14 protein-coding genes are annotated in these 16,519 nt (G+C 72.1%); 11 read left to right on the forward strand and 3 right to left on the reverse strand.

Annotated elements, in window-relative coordinates; all coding sequences use genetic code 11:
- Window positions 1-4: 4 nt before the first annotated feature.
- The gene (locus AB0J67_RS14000; RefSeq protein ID WP_363481242.1) at window positions 5-3,367 is read right to left on the reverse strand and encodes a glycosyl hydrolase; all 3,363 of its coding nucleotides are present in this window, start codon (window positions 3,365-3,367) and stop codon (window positions 5-7) included.
- A gap of 592 nt (window positions 3,368-3,959) precedes the next feature.
- Between AB0J67_RS14000 and AB0J67_RS14005 the strand changes: the two genes are divergently transcribed.
- The 11 genes from AB0J67_RS14005 to AB0J67_RS14055 all read left to right on the forward strand — a co-directional run bounded on the left by AB0J67_RS14005 (window position 3,960) and on the right by AB0J67_RS14055 (window position 15,084).
- Window positions 3,960-4,160: a hypothetical protein gene (locus tag AB0J67_RS14005; protein ID WP_363481245.1), complete on the forward strand. Its 201-nt coding sequence runs from the start codon at window positions 3,960-3,962 to the stop codon at window positions 4,158-4,160.
- A 104-nt stretch (window positions 4,161-4,264) separates the two neighbouring features.
- On the forward strand, window positions 4,265-5,662 hold the full coding sequence (locus tag AB0J67_RS14010; protein WP_363481248.1) for a hypothetical protein: 1,398 nt from the start codon (window positions 4,265-4,267) through the stop codon (window positions 5,660-5,662).
- 259 nt (window positions 5,663-5,921) lie between these two features.
- Window positions 5,922-6,842, forward strand: a complete 921-nt coding sequence (locus AB0J67_RS14015; protein ID WP_363481251.1) for a MurR/RpiR family transcriptional regulator — start codon at window positions 5,922-5,924, stop codon at window positions 6,840-6,842.
- Between the two features lie 70 nt (window positions 6,843-6,912).
- Window positions 6,913-7,647 (forward strand): SIS domain-containing protein, encoded by a 735-nt coding sequence (locus AB0J67_RS14020; RefSeq protein ID WP_363481254.1) that lies wholly within the window; start codon window positions 6,913-6,915, stop codon window positions 7,645-7,647.
- Between the two features lie 36 nt (window positions 7,648-7,683).
- Window positions 7,684-9,075 carry an N-acetylglucosamine/diacetylchitobiose ABC transporter substrate-binding protein gene (ngcE, locus tag AB0J67_RS14025; protein WP_363481257.1) on the forward strand — a complete coding sequence of 464 codons (1,392 nt, stop codon included), beginning with the start codon at window positions 7,684-7,686 and terminating at the stop codon, window positions 9,073-9,075.
- Between the two features lie 6 nt (window positions 9,076-9,081).
- Window positions 9,082-9,957, forward strand: a complete 876-nt coding sequence (locus AB0J67_RS14030; protein ID WP_363481260.1) for a sugar ABC transporter permease — start codon at window positions 9,082-9,084, stop codon at window positions 9,955-9,957.
- On the forward strand, window positions 9,954-10,763 hold the full coding sequence (locus AB0J67_RS14035) for a carbohydrate ABC transporter permease (RefSeq protein WP_363481263.1): 810 nt from the start codon (window positions 9,954-9,956) through the stop codon (window positions 10,761-10,763). The genes AB0J67_RS14030 and AB0J67_RS14035 overlap by 4 nt, the downstream gene beginning before the upstream one ends.
- A gap of 194 nt (window positions 10,764-10,957) precedes the next feature.
- Window positions 10,958-12,187 (forward strand): glycosyl hydrolase, encoded by a 1,230-nt coding sequence (locus tag AB0J67_RS14040; protein WP_363481265.1) that lies wholly within the window; start codon window positions 10,958-10,960, stop codon window positions 12,185-12,187.
- Between the two features lie 42 nt (window positions 12,188-12,229).
- Window positions 12,230-13,153, forward strand: a complete 924-nt coding sequence (locus AB0J67_RS14045; protein WP_363481267.1) for a BadF/BadG/BcrA/BcrD ATPase family protein — start codon at window positions 12,230-12,232, stop codon at window positions 13,151-13,153.
- Window positions 13,154-13,219: 66 nt separating this feature from the next.
- Window positions 13,220-13,807, forward strand: a complete 588-nt coding sequence (locus AB0J67_RS14050) for a winged helix-turn-helix domain-containing protein (protein WP_363481269.1) — start codon at window positions 13,220-13,222, stop codon at window positions 13,805-13,807.
- Window positions 13,804-15,084: an MFS transporter gene (locus AB0J67_RS14055; RefSeq protein ID WP_363481271.1), complete on the forward strand. Its 1,281-nt coding sequence runs from the start codon at window positions 13,804-13,806 to the stop codon at window positions 15,082-15,084. Before AB0J67_RS14050 ends, AB0J67_RS14055 begins: the two co-directional genes overlap by 4 nt.
- A 215-nt stretch (window positions 15,085-15,299) precedes the next feature.
- On the opposite strand, the gene AB0J67_RS14060 is transcribed toward AB0J67_RS14055, so the two are convergent.
- Both AB0J67_RS14060 and AB0J67_RS14065 read right to left on the reverse strand, forming a co-directional pair.
- The gene (locus AB0J67_RS14060) at window positions 15,300-15,686 is read right to left on the reverse strand and encodes a VOC family protein (RefSeq protein WP_363481273.1); all 387 of its coding nucleotides are present in this window, start codon (window positions 15,684-15,686) and stop codon (window positions 15,300-15,302) included.
- Window positions 15,683-16,501, reverse strand: a complete 819-nt coding sequence (locus tag AB0J67_RS14065) for a helix-turn-helix transcriptional regulator (protein WP_363481275.1) — start codon at window positions 16,499-16,501, stop codon at window positions 15,683-15,685. The genes AB0J67_RS14060 and AB0J67_RS14065 overlap by 4 nt, the downstream gene beginning before the upstream one ends.
- Window positions 16,502-16,519 lie beyond the last annotated feature (18 nt).

Consider the following 16,519-nt stretch of genomic DNA (forward strand, 5'->3'; position numbering starts at 1 on the left):
TTTGCTACGGGGCGTAGACCTCGAACTCGAAGAGGGAGTAGCCCCAGGCGGTGGCGCGGGTGGTGCCGTTGACGCGGACGTAGCGGCCGCTGCCGGACAGGCCGGTGAGGTCGTCGACGCCGCCGTCACCGCCGGTGACCGACCGGATGGTGGTCCAGGTGTTGCCGTCGGGTGACGTCTGGATCTGGTACGCCGAGCCGTAGGCCGCCTCCCAGACCAGCCGCACGCGGCTGATCGAGTAGGTCTGGCCGAGGTCGACGCGCAGCCACTGCGGGTCGCTGAACGTGCTGGACCAGCGGGTGGTGGTGGCGTTGCCGTCCACCGCCTGCGGGCCGCCGTACGTCGCCGACTCGTTGCTGGAGGTCAGCGTCGGCTTGTTCAGCGCCACGTTCACCGAGGGCTGGCTGGTGGTGCCGGTGTACGGCAGCACCACGCGGGACTGGTTGCCGATGCCGAGCGTGGTCGACGTGCTGCCGATCGCGCTCCACACCTCGACCCGCACCGAGCCGTTCGCCAGGTTCGCGAACGCGCCGCTGGTGGTCTTCACGCCGGACGCCTGGGTGTAGTGCTCGTACCCGGCGACCGGGTCGGTCGGGAAGTAGTTGTACGTCTCCAGCCGGTCCCAGCTGCCGTTGCCGGTGAAGTCGTACGACACCCGGACCTGCGTGGCGTTGCCGACGCCGGTGCCCGCGTCCACGAACATGTCGAAGTTCGTGGCGCCGCCGTTGTGGTTGGCGGACAGGCCCGTCGCGGTGAACGTCTGCTGGCTGTGCGGGTTGCCGTCCCAGTTGCCGTTGGCCGCGGCCACGGTGACCGAGCCGGCCGCGCCCGCGGTGCCGGGCAGGCCGCCACCGGAGGTGAGGTAGCGGGTCGCGGCGAAGTTGCCGGGCGGGTTGGGCGAGGTCGACGGGCTCGGCGACGGCGGGGCCGACGGCGACGGGCTCGGCGAGGCGGGCGGCGAGGACGGCGGGTTCGACGGCGACGGGTTGGTGCCGCCGCAGGCGCCGCCGCCGCTCCAGGTGAACGCGCCCGAGGTGACCGTCTTGCAGGCGGGCACGTTGAGCGTGGTGCCGTTGGAGAAGGTCACCGTGATCGCGCTGTTGCCGATGTTGGACGCGACGTAGGTGCGTACGCCCGACTTGGTGAACACCTTGGCCAGCGGGTGGTTCGCGGTGACCGTGGTGTCGACGTTGCCGAGTGCGGCCAGGTTGCGGATCCAGTGGTAGGTGTGCGCCTTGCTCTCGCCCTCCTCCGAGGTGAACCCGGGGTTGGCGTTGAAGTTGTTCAGCGCGGTCTGGCCGTTGCCCAGGGCGAGGAACTCCCACAGGATGTCCTGCCAGACCGTCGGCGCGCCGCCGTTGTTGGTGACCAGCTCGTTGTAGTTGGTCTGCACGTAGGCGGGGTTGTCGCCGAGGTAGAAGTGGCCGCCGGTGATGGGCAGCATGTTGATGCCCTGGATCATCTCCGGCTCGCCGGAGAACCAGGTCGCGTACGCGCCGCCGTCGCCCCAGACCATGCCGACCGTGTTGTGCCCGAAGGCGGCCGGGAAGTTCTGGTTGCGCACGTCGAACCAGTACTCGGCGATCGCCGCGGACTGGGTGGTGTAGATGAAGATGCCCGCGTCGCGCACGGTGGTGTTGCCGGTCGCCTGGCCCCACTGGATCAGGGCGTTGGCGAAGTTCATGCCCTCCGACGAGGACTCCTGGTTGTTGCCCGCACCGAACGCGCCGTGCCCGGCCGCCCAGTCGTGACCGGCGAAGATGTCGAAGTCACGCAGGTACGGGAACCGGGTGTCGTTGCGGTCGTAGTTGTTGGCGTCGCGGATCAGCAGGTCCACCATGCCGCCGTACTGGCTGTTGGTGGCCCAGGTCGGGTCGAACTTGGCCAGCGTCGCGGCGGCGGCCACGTAGTAGCCGTAGTGGAAGTGGTGGTCGTTGAGCTCCTGGTCGGACCCGTACGAGGCCGGGTAGCCGATCAGGGTGCCCCACGCGCTGTTGTAGTAGAAGACGCGGCTGGTCTTGCCCGCCGAGGCGGTGAACCAGTCGTTGAGCCGGGTGCGGATCGTGGACAGCGCGGTGTCGCGCACCGAGGTCAGGCCGAGCTGGTCGGCGATCTCGGCGATGCGGGCGGCGCGGCCCAGGCCCTTGCCGGTCCAGTAGGTGTCGTCGCCGCGGAAGTCGGCCGGGTTGCCCGCGACCGCGTTCAGGTAGTTCGTGATCGTGGTCAGGTCGCCGCCGGAGCTGTCCGCGACCGCCGGGATCTCCGGCAGCACGCCGGTGTACTTCATCGAGGTCGTGAACGAGCCGATGCCGGTGAGGATCTTCATCTGGCCGCGGGCGGACGTGTACGTGGCCGCCAGCGGGCTCGCACCCGTCAGGTGGTTCCACTGGTGCGGGTAGAGCGCGGCGACCGTGGCGGTCTGCGAGCCCTGGCGCGCCGTGGTGAGGTAGGTGTAGGTCGTGTTCAGCGTGCTCGCGGCCTGGTTGTAGCTGTAGGACACGCGGGTGCCGGTGACGTGGGCGTGCGCGTACTGGCCGTACGTGGTGGCCAGCGCGGCACGGTCGGCGCCGGCGGGCAGCACCGCGACGGAGAAGAAGCCCTGGCCGTTGAGCGTCGAGCTGATCGTCGTGCCGCTGACGGTCCAGGTCGAGCCGCTGGGCGCGTACGCGACGTAGTCACGGCCGTTGACGTTGAAACCGAGCTGGCCGCCGGTGTTCGACCACACCGTCGGGGTGGCGACCGCGGTGATCTGCGCGTTGCCGCCGGTGATCTGGAAGTACGAGAACGGCAGGCCGTGCCCGATGGTCGCCTTCATGGTCCGCGCGCCGTCACTCCAGTACGGCGTGACGGTCCAGTCGCTCCAGCCGTCGACCTTGGTGTCGGGGGAGTTCAGGCCCGCCACGCCGACCAGGATGTCCTGCACGTACGGGTAGTGGAACTCGCCCGGGCCGGTCGCGGAGCCGCTGATCGCCGCGGTGGTGTTGTAGGAGAACCCGAGCCCGCCCGCGAACGTGTCGTACGACGTCGGGTGCGCGTGCAGCGGCTCGCTGTAGGAGCAGTCGAACTTCTTGAACAGCAGCGACGACCACCAGTCGTTGGTGGGCACGCCGCCGGCCGGGGCGTTGGCGGTGACGTACTGCCGCGGGTTGTTGGTCAGGTTGCCGCAGCCCACGGGCAGGGCACGGCCGGCGGGCAGCGTATCGGCGTAGCTGCCGGCGCCGACCGTGCCGGCTTCGGCGGTGCGGGCCACGGCGAGCCCGAACGTGGCGGCGGTCAGGACGGCGACCGCGCCGAGGACGAGGGCGCGCCGGTGCGCCCAGCTGCGGCGGTGGTGACCTGGGCGGCGGGACGCGCCACCCGGTGTCATCGACCGGATCGTCATTTCCATGTGCATGGCCTCCGGGGCTGGAGCTGTCATGGCAGGGAGAACGGAGGAGCGGTGGAGCGGTGGTGCCGGGCGCATGTGAGAGCGCTCTCTGAGCGCCGAAGTTAGCGGCAACCGCTCAATACGTCAATGTTTCGCTACGATGGCGTGAGAGTTAATCCTTGAGCGGCTTACCTTAAGTCGGCGCGGCACCCGGCATCCGCGCTTTGCGGATGCGCGTGAGAGCGCTCTCACGCTCATTTTCGTGTCGCCCGGTGAATGGTGCGATGCGATGTTGGCCGTCGACCCCGCCTCGATCCACTCGGCGTGGGCGCGCTCGGAGAAGGAGCGCGTCGGCGCCCTTGAGGGAGGAGCCCGGCGCGTGCAGAAGGAGCACCGGCGCGCCGGCAGACGCACCTGTTGGGGGCATATGGTGCCTTAACGGGAGATTTATCCGGTTGTTCGCGGGCGGCTTTCCGCTTGGTGGCGGATGTTTCGGGTGCGTGGATGGCGCAGTGTTGTCCCTGCGAGTTCGACCCGGTTCACCGGGCGGTCTCGTGGCGCCCCGGAGCGGGCGTCCCTGGAGGGGAGAGCCGTGTTCGACACATCCGACCTGGCGCTGTGCCTGGTGGACCGGGTGGCCGCTGATCGCGACGACGACGACAAGGTCTGGCGGTCCGCCATCCGCGAGGCCATCGCGAGCAACGTTCCGATCGAGCATGTGGCGTGCCGGGCCAACGTCTCGGTCGAGGAGATTCTCGCGATCATGAGCGAGACCCGTACCACCGCCGCCTGAACCGCACACCGTTCGAGAAGGCCCCGGCCACGCGCCGGGGCCTTCTTCGCGTCCTGGCTCGTTAGCTTCTGCGGACCGGACGGACGCGTGACGGAGGGCGACAGGTGAACGAGGTACTCCTCGAGGAGCGGGCGGCGGCCGCTCCCGCGGCGGCGGACGGGCCGCGCGTGCCCCGGGCCGTGGCGTGGGCGGCGCTCGCCGGGGCCGGGCTGACGGCGCTGGTCGTGCTGGCGATGCTGCTGCGCCTGCTGCCGACGGGGTCGCGGGCGGCCGGCTGGACCTATCCCTACGACCGCCTGGCCGGGCAGTGGCACGTGGTGTGGCCGGTCGCGGTGGCGGTGCCGGTGGTGCTGGGCCTGCTGTGGGTGTCGCGCCGGCTGCCCGAGCGCCTCGACGGCGCCGTGGTGGCGGGCTGGTTCGTCGCCGCCGTCCCGGTGCAGCTGCTGCTGCGGACGTACGCGCTGCCGTCGCTCGGCCAGATCGTGGTCAGCGACCGCGCGAACTCGTTCTACTCCCCGTCCCAGCGGTGGGGGTTCGGCGAGTTCCTCGGCGACTACATGGGGCTGGTCGAGCAGCTGCCGCCGCATGCGCGCACCAACATGCCCGGCAAGACGCTGCTCTACTTCGGCCTCGACGCGCTGGGCCTGAGCCCGGCCGCGATGGGCGTGGCGGTGCTGGTGCTGGCCAACCTGTCCGCCGTGCTGCTGTGGCTGATCGTGCGCGAGCTCACCGGCGACCGCCGGATCGCGCTGTACGCCCTGGTCCTGGGCCTGTTCCTGCCGGGCGCGCTGTACTTCACGCCGGTGCTCAACGCGGTCGCGCCGGTGCCGATCCTGCTCGCGCTGTGGCTGCACGTGCGGTTCCTGCGTACCCGCCGGGCGGGCTGGGCGCTGGGCCTGGGCGGCGCGCTCTTCCTGGTGGTCTTCTTCGAGGCGCTGCCGCTGGTGATGGGGCTGGTGTTCGCGGCGGTGCTCGGGGCGGCGCTGTGGCGGCGGGCGGTGTCCTGGCGGGACGCGCTGCGCCTGGTCGGCTGGACCGTGGCCGGGTTCGCCGCCTGCCACGCCGCGCTGCGGCTGGGCTTCGGCTACGACCTGTTCGACAACTTCGGGTACGTGCTCGCCGACGCCAACGACTTCAACGCCCGGCACCGGCCGTACGGGATGTGGGTGACCCGGAACCTGTGGTACCTCGCGATCGCCGCCGGGTTCGCGTCCTGTGTGCTGCTGGCCGTGGCGGCGGTCGACGCGGTCCGCCGCCGCGGCGCCCACCCCGCCGCGGTGCTGACCCTGTCCGGGCTGGCGGTGCTGGTGGTGCTCGACCTGTGGGGCATCAACCGGGGCGAGACCGTCCGGCTGTGGATCTTCCTGGCGGTGTTCCTGCAGATCGGCGCGGCCTGGCTGTGCGCCCGCACGGAGCGCTTCTGGCCGGTCGCCCTCGTGGTGGCCTCCTCCGTGGTCCAGGCCGGCATCGGCCTCGCGATGATCGGCTTCGTCCGCATCTGACGCGCCCGCCGGCCGTCCATGATCGTCCGACTTGCCTGGCACCTGGGCGTATACGCCGCCAAGATACGCCCATCTGCCCGGCAAGTCGGACGATCTTCGTCCACTCGCGACCTGGTGATCATAATTATTGCTGGGGTGTGGGGGAGTTTGGCGTCAAAATTTTTGTTGGATGGCATTGACACTGTGGACGATCGATCGTAATTTTCTTCATCAACGGATCGTGGTGAAGGGAATTCTCGTGCAGGGTGTCATCGGTCGTATGCGGATGGAGCTGCCCAACCTGCCCGACGCGTTGCAGCGGGTGGCCGAGCAGATCCTGGAGGACCCGGCGCTGGCCGCGCAGGCGTCCATCGTGGACCTCGCCGAGCGGGCCGGCACCTCCACCGCGACGGTGACCCGGTTCTGCCGGGTGCTGGGCTTCCGGGGATACGCGGCGCTGCGGGTGGCCATCGCGACCGAGAGCGGGCGCGAGGCGCAGGCGCGCTGGGAGACCGACATCGACCGGGAGATCGAGCCCGGCGACCCGATGGACCGGGTGCTCGGCGTGATCGCCAGCGCCGACGCGCGCGCCATCCAGGAGACCGCGGCCCGGCTCGACCTCGCCCAGGTGGCGCGGGTCGCCGACGCGATCGCGGGGGCGGGCCGGGTCGAGCTGTTCGGGCTGGGCAGCAGCGGCACCACGGCGCGGGAGATGCAGTTCCGGCTGGAGCGCATCCGGGTGCCCTGCTGGCACCGCGAGGACGCGCACAAGGCGCTCACCAACGCCGCGCTGCTCGGCCCCGGCGACGTCGCGATCGGCTTCTCGCACAGCGGCCGCACCCGCGAGGTGATCGAGGTGCTGGCCGAGGCGGCCGAGCAGGGCGCGCTGACCGTCGCGGTGACCTCGTTCGACAAGTCGCCGCTGGCCGAGGCCGCCGCCGTGGTGCTGACCACGGCCGTGCACGAGACGACGTTCCGGCTCGCGGCGCTGTCGGCGCTGCACGGCCAGCTGGTCGCCGTCGACCTGATCTACGTCGCGGTGGCGCAGCGGACGTACGCGCGGACCACCGAGGCGTTCGAGGTCACCGCGCGGGCGGTGGAGGCCCACCGGCTGCACGACGAGCCCACCTCGCACCGGCGCCGAACGGTGCGGGAGGCCGCTGTGCAGCCGGTCGCCCCGCCGCGCGGCGCGGCGGAGTGACCGGCCGGGCTGCCGCACCGGCGGCGACGACACCGAGGCCGGACCACGGCCGAGCAACACGAGGAGCGAGATGAACGCGCAGACGTACCTGGAAGCCATCACCGAGCTGGTGGGCAAGGTGGGCACCGGGCAGGCGGCCAACGTGCAGCGGGCCGCCGACCTGATCACAGACAGCCTCAACGCGGGCGGCGTGGTGCAGGCCTTCGGCAGCGGGCACTCCGAGGCGCTCGCGATGGAGATCGCGGGCCGCGCTGGGGGCCTGGTGCCGACCAACCGCATCGCGCTGCGCGACATCGTGCTGTGGGGCGGCGAGCCCCGCACGGTGCTGGAGGACCAGCTGCTCGAACGGCGCACCGAGGTGGCGCACCGGCTCTACGAGCTGGCCCCGATCCAGCCCGCGGACGTGTTCGTGCTGGCCTCCAACTCCGGCATCAACGGGGTGGTGGTCGAGCTGGCCCTGCTCATCAAGGAGCGCGGGCACGGGCTGATCGCGGTGACGTCCCTGGAGCACACCGCGCAGTCGCAGCCGCGCCACCCGTCCGGCAAGCGACTGTCCGAGATCGCCGACGTGGTGCTCGACAACGGCGCACCGTACGGCGACGTCATTCTCGCCAACCAGACCGGCGCCGTGTCGTCGGTGACCGCGGCCGTGCTGGCCCAGATGGTGGTCACCGAGGTGGTCCGGCGCCTGCAGGAGGCGGGGCAGACCCCGCCGATCTACCTGTCCGCCAACATCGCCGGCGGCTATGAGCACAACCAGCAGTTGGAAGCGCGATACGCCGGGCGCATCCGGCGTATCGCCTAACCCATCAACCCCTGTGTGCAACCGAAGGGCGACATCATGAACCTTACAAGACGCGGCGCGCTGCTCAGCGCGGCTGCCGCGGCGGCAGCCACCTCGCTGGCCGCCTGCGCCACCTCCGGTGGCGGCAACGACGAGGGCGCGGGCAAGGGCGACGTCAGCGCGGAGAACCCGCTGGGCGTGCCGGCCGACGCCGGCCTGGAGGTCGTGGTCTTCAAGGGCGGGTACGGCGACCAGTACGCGATCGACGCGGGCACCCGGCTGAAGGAGAAGCACCCGAAGGTCGCCATCGACCACAAGGGCATCCAGGGCGTCGGCGAGGTGCTGCAGCCGCGCTTCGTGGCCGACAGCCCGCCGGACGTGGTCGACAACAGCGGCGCGGGCCGCCTCGACCTGGCCACCCTGGTCGCCTCGGGCAAGCTGAAGGACCTGTCCGAGCTGCTCGACGCCCCGGCCGTGGACGACCCGGGCAAGAAGGTCCGCGACACGCTCCTGCCGGGCGTGATCGAGGACGGCACCTTCGACGGCAAGCCGCTGGTGCTCAACTACTCGTCGGTGCTGTGGGGCGTCTGGTACAGCAAAACGCTGTTCGACAGGCACGGGTGGACGTTCCCGAAGACGTGGGACGAGATGCTCACCCTCAACGACGAGATCAGGAAGGCCGGCCTGGCCCCGTGGACCTGGCAGGGCAAGTACCCGGAGTACCTCAACGACCCGCTGCTGTCGATGGCGGCCAAGGCCGGCGGCTTCGACCTGGTCAAGGCCGTCGACAACCTGGACTCCGGGGCGTGGCAGAGCCCGGCGATGCTGGCCGCCGCCGAGGCGATCCACCAGCTCGCGGTGCGCGGCCACATCCTGCCCGGTTCGGAGGGCCTGTCCCACACCGAGGCGCAGAACGCCTGGTGCAAGGGCCAGGTCGCGTTCATCCCGTGCGGCTCCTGGCTGGAGGGTGAGCAGCAGAAGGTCACCCCGGCCGGGTTCGACATGGTGATGGCGCCGGTGCCGGCGCTGACCGGCTCGGACAAGCTCGCCGACGGCGCCGTGATGGCGGCCAGCAGCGAGTCCTACCTGGTGCCCGCCAAGGCGAAGAACCCCCAGGGCGGCCTGGAGTTCCTGCGCTTCCTGTTCTCCAAGCAGGTCGCGCGGGGGTTCGTGGAGAGCGCCAAGGCGCTGCCGGTGGTCGCCGGTGCGACCGACGGCCTCACCCTGACCAGCGGCCTGGGGTCGGTGGCGGAGGCGGCCAAGGCGGCCGGGCCGAACATGTTCAGCTACAAGTTCCGCACCTGGTACGCGCCGCTGTCCAAGGCGGTCGACGACGCCACGGGCGAGCTGGCCACCAAGCGGATCAACCCGCAGCAGTGGGCCGAGCGCGTGCAGAAGGCCGCCGACGCGGTCGCCAAGGACTCGTCCGTCGTCAAGCACAAGCGGTGATCGGCCATGCGGCACGGCAAGTACCGGTTCCTGGTGGGGGCGCTGATCGTGCCCCTGGCGCTGTACGGCGTGTTCGTGCTGTCGCCGTACGTCCAGGCCTTCCAGCTCTCGCTCACGAACTGGAACGGCGTGGACAGCGCCCCGGAGTTCATCGGGCTGGAGAACTTCAGCAGGCTGTGGAGTGACCCGCTGTTCCTGGCGGGGCTGCGCCACAACGGGCTGATGCTGCTTGTCGTGCCGCTGGCCGTCATCGCGGTGGCGCTGGCGCTGGCCGCCGCCACCAAGGGCACCCGGGTGTACCGGGTGGTGTACTTCTTCCCCCAGCTGCTCAGCGTCGCGATCATCGCGGTGCTCTGGCAGTTCGTGTACACCCCGAACAGCGGGCTGCTCAACGGCGCGCTGTCGGCCCTGGGCCTCGACTCGTGGCGGCGCTCCTGGCTGGCCGAGCCGGACCTGGCGCTGTGGTGCGTGATCGTGGTGATGATCTGGTCGTCGGTCGGCTTCTACGTGGTGCTGTTCTCGGCCGCGATGGAGTCGGTGCCGGAGGACATCACCGAGGCCGCGGCGATCGACGGGGCCGGCCCGGTGACCGTGTTCCGGCGGATCACGCTGCCGCTGATCTGGGAGAGCGTGCAGGTCGGCTGGATCTACCTGGGCATCGCGGCGCTCGACGGGTTCGCCCTGGTGCAGATCATGACGGTCGGGCCGGGCGGGCCGGACAACAGCACCGAGGTGATGGGGCTGGGCCTGTACCGGTCGGCGTTCAACTTCGCCAAGTTCGGCTACGCCTCGGCCATGGGCGTGACGATCTTCTTCCTCACCCTGTCGATCGCGGTGCTGCTGCTGCGGGTGACCCGGCGCGAGCGGGTGGAGCTGGCATGAGGATCAAGCACGCCGTACTGACGCTGTGGGCCGCGCTGGTGACGCTGCCGCTGCTGTGGGCCTTCATGTCGTCGTTCAAGACCGACGCGGAGATCTTCGACAGCCCGTGGACGCCGCCCGCGACCCCGCGGTTCGACAACTGGTCGCGGGCCTGGGAGCAGGCCTCGATCGGGCAGTACCTGTTCAACACCGTGATCGTGGTGGGCGGCGCGCTGGCGCTGACCATGCTGCTCGGCGCGCTCACGGCGTACTGCCTGGCCCGCTACGAGTTCCCGGGCAACCGGTTGCTGTACTACACGCTGGTCGCGGGGATGCTGTTCCCGGTGTTCCTCGCGCTGGTCCCGCTGTTCTTCGTGGTCGACAACCTCGGCATGCTCGGCACGTACCACGGGCTGACCCTCGTGTACGCCGCGTACGCCCTGCCGTTCACCGTGTTCTTCCTGCACGGGTTCTTCCGGTCGCTGCCGGGCGCGGTCGCCGAGGCCGCGTTCATCGACGGCGCCTCGCACGCCGGGGTGTTCTTCCGGGTCATGCTGCCCATGGCCCGGCCCGGCATGGTCAGCGTGGGCATCTTCAACTTCCTCGGCCTGTGGAACCAGTACCTGCTGCCCAAGGTGCTCAACCCCGACCCGGACCACTACGTGCTGGCCCAGGGCCTGGCCGAGCTGGCGGTCAGCCGCGGCTACGGCAGCGACTGGAGCGGCCTGTTCGCCGGGCTGATCATCGCGATCCTGCCGGTCCTGCTCGCGTACGTGTTCTTCCAACGGCAGATCCGCGCCGGGCTGACCTCCGGCGCCCTCAAGTAACACCACAGACCGCACGGGCGAGCGCCCACGCCGAACTCGGGGAGAGTGCGCTCTTCGGCGTGCTCGACCGTGCCCGCAAGAAGGCACCTCCGCACGGAACCTACAGGGCACCAAGGCCCCGGGCGCGCCGCCTCTCACGCGGCGCGCCCGGGGGTGCCACCCACCGTAGTCCGCCACCCCGAAAGGAGAAACAAGTGTCCCTCCGACGTCCCATCGTCGCCGCGATCGGCGCCACCGCACTGGCGCTGACCGCCGGCACGCTGGTCGCGCTGACCGCGGGCACCACCGCGGTCGCCGCGGCGGCGACCTGCAACGCCCTGTTCGACGACTTCAGCTACAGCGGGCCGAGCGACCCGCTGATCAGCCAGCGCGGCTGGACCGTGCGCACCTACTCCGGCGGCCCCGGCATCCCCGGCGCCTCCTGGCCGACCACCAACGTCTCGTTCCCGACCGTGGACGGCGCCAAGTCCCTGCAGCTGCAGGCGTCCACCGACGGCACGGCCGGCGGCACCAGCCAGGCGGAGCTGTACCACCAGCAGAAGTTCTTCGAGGGCACGTACGCCTCGCGGGTCAAGTTCACCGACGCGCCGGTCTCCGGCAACGACGGCGACCACCTGGTGGAGACGTTCTTCACCATCACCCCGCTGGCCGCCCCGATGGACCCGAACTACGGCGAGATCGACTTCGAGTACCTGCCCAACGGCGGGTGGGGCGAGCCGTCGAACATCATGTACGAGACCACGTGGGAGACCTACCGCCCCGACCCGTGGGAGGCGGTCAACGCCCACGGTGAGCAGCGGCAGTCCTACGCGGGCTGGCACGACCTCGTGTTCACGGTCTCGGCCGGGCACGTGAAGTACTACATCGACGGGAACCTGGTCGCCGACCACAGCGGCATCTACTGCCCCGAGACCAACATGTCGATCAACTTCAACCTGTGGTTCATCGACGCGGCCGCGCACACCGGCGGCATGTCGACCTACCGCCAGCAGGTCGACTACGTGCTGTACTCGCAGCACGAGGTGCTCACCCCGGCGCAGGTCAACGCCCGCGTCGGGTCGTACCGGGCGCAGAACGTGGCGCACACCGACACCGTCGGCACCGGCGGCGGCACCTGCCCCACCGCCTCGCCGTCGACCGGCCCGAGCACCCCGCCGTCGTCCTCGCCCTCGGCGTCCCCGCGCCCGCCGTCGCCCTCCCCGTCGGCCCCGCCGACCGGCGGCACCGGCTGCGCCAACGCCGCGACGTGGACCGTCAACGGCGTCTACACCACCGGCAACCAGGTCAAGTGGGAGCGCAGCGCCAACGGCAACCCCAGCGGCCCGAAGTCCGGTGACGGCGTGCACCTGTGGCGCGCCAAGTGGTGGACGCAGGGCTCCGAGCCCGGCTGGACCGTCCAGTGGGAGGACCTGGGCCGCTGCTGAGCGGGTTCCCCAGGTTCGGATGAAGTGAAAGGATCAGCGCCCGTGACCCTCGTCCTCGGCCTCGACGTCGGCGGCACGTCGTCCCGGGCGCTGATCACCACCCGCGACGGCACCCGCCTCGGCTCCGGCCGGGCGGGTGCCGGCAACCCGGTGTCCGTGCCGCTCGCCGACGCCGTGACCTCGGTCGCGGCGGCCGTGCGGGCGGCACTGTCCGGCCTGGACCCTGCCGCGGTGCGGTCGGCGGTGATGGGCATCGCCGGCACCGGCCGGTTCGCCGACCCCATGGTGGCGGCCGCTTTCGGGCGGGCGTTCGCGGAGCTGGGGCTGACCGTGCCGGTGCGGCCGGTCGGCGACGTCGAGGTGGCGTACGCCGCGGGCACGGCGGAACCGCGCGGCACGGTGCTGATCTCGGGCACCGGGGCGATCGCCGCGCGCATCGAGCACGGCGTGATGACCACGACCGCCGACGGCATCGGCTGGCTGCTCGGCGACCTGGGCTCCGGCTTCTGGCTGGGCCGCGAGGCCGCCGCGCTGACCGCCCGCGAGCTGTACACCCGCGTCCCCGACGGGCACCTGACCCGCGCCGTCGCGACGGCCGTGCTCGGCGCGGTGCCCGCCGCCGCGTCCCGGCAGGCCGCCGACGACCTCATCGGCGCGCTGCACGCCCAGGAGCCGCGCCACCTCTCCCGCCTCGCGCCGCTGGTCACCGAGGCCGCCGAGGCGGGGGACCCGGCGGCCGCCGCGCTCGTCGAGCGGGCCGCCGCGCACCTGGTCGACGCCGTCGCCGAGGTGCACCGGGACGGGCCGGTGGTGCTCGCCGGCAGCGTGCTGCTGGGCTCGCGGCCGGTGCGGGAGGCGGTTATCCGGCTGCTCGCGGGAAGACTGCCCGCCGTCGCGGCGCCGACCGCCGGGCCGGGCGAGGTGGGCGCCGCCCGCCTCGCGGCCGACCTGCTCGCCCGCCGCTGACCCAGCTCAGCCCAGTGCGTTGCACAACTATTGTGCATAAGTTATGTGCACAGTTATCGTGCATTCATGGAGGAGCCGATCCCGCACCGCGTCGTACACCTGAACGGGCCGCAGATCCGCACGCTGGCCCACCCCCTGCGAGCACGCCTGCTGGGCCTGCTGCGGGTCGACGGTCCGGCCACCGCGACCACCCTCGCCCGGCTGCTCGCCACCAACACCGGCGCGACCAGCTACCACCTGCGCCAGCTCGCCGACGTGGGGCTGGTGGCCGAGGAGACGGACCTGGGCACCGGCCGGCAGCGCTTCTGGCGCGCCGCGCACGACGCCAGCACCTGGCGGCCCACCGACTTCGACGACGACCCGGACGCCCGCGCCGCCGCCGAGTGGATCGAGACCCACCAGCTGCGGTTCCTCGCCGAGCAGGCGGAGAGCTGGGTCGCGGCGCAGCAGACGGCCCCGCTCGCCTGGCGCGAGGCCGCGATGATCGGCGACGCGACGCTGACCCTCTCGCCTACCCGCCTGCGCGCGCTGAACGACGAGCTCTGGGACCTCATCGAGCGGTACCGCCAGGACCCCGCGCTCCGCGAGGAGCCCGAGGCCGCGCAGATCCACGTGTTCCTCGCGAGCTTCCCCCGGGCGGAGGAGATCCGGTGAGCACGCTGACCGTCCGCCAGGTGCACCGGCGATACCTGCTGCTGCACGGCCTGCGCTGGCTGCCGACCGGCCTCCTGATCCCGGTCCTGATCCTGCTCATGCAGGAGCGCGGGCTGACCCTGCCGCAGATCGGGCTGGCCGCCACCGCGCAGGGCCTGATCGTGCTCGCACTGGAGCTGCCGACCGGCGGCCTGGCCGACGCGCTCGGCCGCAAGCCCGTGCTGGCGGCGTCGTGGACGGTCAACCTGCTCTCCCTGGCGCTGCTCATGGTGGCGGACTCGTTCGCGATGTTCGTCGCCGCCTGGGCGCTGCAGGGCATCCATCGCGCGCTCGACAGCGGCCCGCTGGAGTCCTGGTACGTCGACGCCACGCTCGCCGCCGACCCCGACGCGAAGTACGAGGCAGGGCTCGGCCACGCGGGCACCGTCATCGGCGTGGCGATCTCCGCCGGTGCGCTGCTCAGCGGCGGTCTGGTCGCGCTCGGCCCGCTCGGCGGCGTCAGCGCGCTCACCGTGCCGGTGCTCGCCGCCACGGCGCTGCAGGCCGTCGCCCTGATCGTCCTGCTGCGACTGCTGGCCGAGACCCGGCCCGCGCGCGGCGTCGCCGCCCTGCGCGCCTCGGTCCGCGAGGCCCCCCGCATGATCGGCCAGGCGTTCGGGCTGCTGCGCCGCTCGCGGGTGCTGCTGGCGCTGGTGGCGGTGGAGCTGTTCTGGGGATTCGGCATGGTCACCTTCGAGACGCTGCTGCCGGTCCGGCTCGCCGAGGTGGTCGGCGACGCCGACCGCGCCGGTGCGCTGCTCGGCCCGGCGAACTCGGCGGCCTGGCTCGTCTCGGCGGCCGGCGCCGCGCTGACACCCCTGCTGCTGCGCTGGCCGGGCGCCGCGCCGTCGGCCGCGCTGCTGCGGATCCTGCAGGGCGTGACCGTCGTGGCGATGGGCCTGCTCGCCGGCCCCGCCGGCCTGCTGGCCGCGTACCTGTGCTGCTACGCCGTGCACGGCGCGTCCAACCCGCTGCACACGGCGCTGCTGCACCGCCAGGTCGACGGGCCGTACCGGACCAGCGTGATCTCGCTGAACTCGATGATGGGCCAACCCGCGAGCGCCGTCGGCGGGGTCGCGCTCACCAGCCTCGCCGCCGCGACCAGCATCAGCACCGCGATGCTGGTCGGCGCCGCGGTGCTCGCCGTGGCCGCCCCGCTCTACCTGCCCGCCTGGCGGCAGTCGCGGCGCGCGCCCGAGCCCCTCCCGGCCGCAGCGGAACCGGTCAGCGTCGGCTAGGGCCGGCGGTGGGGGACTCGGGAACAGGCGCGGCCGGTCACGTCGGCAGCCTGTCCGCGGCGGGGTCCGCACCTGCGTACCCGCCGCGCCCCCCCGTCCGGCCGGGCCGGTCCGCGGCGTGACCCGCCGCAGCGTCCGCCGCCCGCGGCGTGACCCGGTCCGCAGCACGCCCCGGCCCTGCCCGCGCGGCCCACGCCCCTGGGCCGCGCGGGGTGTCACTCCCCGGCGTACGTGCCGAAGCTCCAGATGACGCCCTGCGGGTCGCGGACGCTGAACCCGCGGGAGCCGTAGTCCTCGTCGCGCAGCTCGCGGATCACCGTCGCCCCGGCGGCGGTCGCGCGGGCGAACAGCGCGTCGGGCTCGTCGGTGACGACGTAGACGAGGCCCTGACCGGCCGGGATGTCGTGCACGTTGTCGGGGCGCGGGCTGCCCAGCATGACGCCGCCGCCGGGCGGCCAGCGCAGCTCGGCGTGGTCGACGGTGTCGCCGGAGCCGTGCACGGCGGTGGCGGTGAACCCGAACGCGTCCTCCAGGAACGCGATGGCGGCACGGGCGTCGGGGTAGGTCAGGCAGGGCCACACCATGGCGCGGTTATCGGTCATGCCTCCAGCGTCGCGGCCGCGGCGGCCTCGTGGCTTGGAAGAATGGGAAGCTCCTCGACCTGCGGCCAGCGCGACGGCGCCACCCCGGCGAACTCGCGCCACTCCCGGGCCAGATGCGCCTGGTCGTAGTACCCGCAGGTCGCGGCGATCTCGGCCAGCGCCGGACGGTGCGGCTGCCGCATCAGCCGCTGGGACCGGTCGAAGCGGGCGATGCGCAGCGCGTCCTTCGGGCCGACGCCGAACTCGGCGGTGAACCGGGCGCACAGGGTGCGGCGGCTCCAGCCGGTCTCCGCGGCCAGGTCGCCCACGCGCAGCCCGCCGCCGGAGCACAGGATCCGCTGCCAGGCGTACGCCAGCTCGGCAGCGGGCTCGGCCGGGTCGAGCCGCCGGGTGAGCGCCGCGTCGAGCAGCGCGAACCGCTCGCGCCACGTCCCGGTGCGCAGGCGGTCCGTCAGCGCGTCCAGCGACAGCGGCAGCACCGCCGCCGCCAGTGCCGCGGCCGGCATGCCGAACAGGGCGCGGGCGCCCGCCGGGGTCAGCCCGAGCTGCACTCCGAACTGGGTGCCGTCGTGGTGGATGAAGGCCGGCGCCAGGGTCAGCCCGCTGGCCAGCGCGGCGTACCCGGTCGGCGGCGCACCGGGGGTGAGCGCGACCAGCGTCGGCTCCTCGAAGCTGATCACGACCGTCAGCTCGGACGACGGCAGGCCGAGATGGACTCCGGGCGCGAAGCCCCGGTAGTGGTAGCCGACGTACCGCTTGACGTACGGCCGGAGCTGCGGCGCCGGAACGCCCTCGACGTTCTCCGCGATGCGCATACCCGTCCATGGTGGCAC

It is taken from the genome of Catellatospora sp. NPDC049609 (assembly GCF_040675365.1).
Classification (GTDB): Bacteria; Actinomycetota; Actinomycetes; order Mycobacteriales; family Micromonosporaceae; genus Catellatospora.